The sequence below is a fragment of the Georgenia alba genome (assembly GCF_042665525.1).
Lineage (GTDB): Bacteria > Actinomycetota > Actinomycetes > Actinomycetales > Actinomycetaceae > Allobogoriella > Allobogoriella alba.
The window spans coordinates 1-591 of the sequence record NZ_JBHTCQ010000012.1; the positions used below are offsets into that span (position 1 = coordinate 1).

Annotated in this window: 2 protein-coding genes; one reads left to right on the top strand and one right to left on the bottom strand. The window is 68.7% G+C overall.

The annotated features are described in order from the left end of the window. Nucleotides 1–246 (bottom strand): DUF7134 domain-containing protein (locus ACFQQL_RS19115; protein WP_382396838.1); only part of this gene is annotated, 246 nt, incomplete at its 3' end. A 54-nt stretch (nucleotides 247–300) separates the two neighbouring features. Between ACFQQL_RS19115 and ACFQQL_RS19120 the strand changes: the two genes are divergently transcribed. Beyond that, nucleotides 301–591 (top strand): TSUP family transporter (locus tag ACFQQL_RS19120; protein WP_382396840.1); only part of this gene is annotated, 291 nt, incomplete at its 3' end.

The following is a 591-nucleotide window of genomic DNA, read 5'->3' on the forward strand; positions in this document are numbered from 1 at the left end:
CTCGTCGCCGAGCCAACTACTGATCAGCGTGGTCAGGATCGAGAGTCCGAGGATGGCGCCCGCGGCCAGGACGGGATGCCGGCGCCGGAACGCGATCGGTACACACAGCGCGAGGCCGAGCAGCACGAACAACCACGGGGCCCGGCTGTTCGGTGCCGACAGGCATTCGAGCACGAAGAGGATCGCCGCCAGCATGGAGTCGGCGACGAACGGCTTCCCCCGTAGCCACAGGCTGAACCTCCGCATGACCACAGCCTAGGAGTAACGGCCCGGGACCGGTTCTGTGATTGAGTCTGACCCATGGCATGGCTCGACTGGGGAGTACTGATGGCCGCGGCGACCGCGGCCGGATGGGTGGATGCCGTGGTCGGCGGGGGTGGGCTGATTCTGCTCCCGGCGATCCTGATCACCATGCCCCAGCTGAGCCCGCAGATGGCGTTGGCGACGAACAAGCTCACGGCCACCAACGGCCCCGCCGCAGCCGTGTTCACCTTCAGCCGGAAGGTCGCCCTGCAGTGGCGGCTGATGGTCCCCGCAGGCGTGCTGGCCGCGGTGTTCGCCGGGCTCGGGGCGGCCGCCGTGTCGCTGATC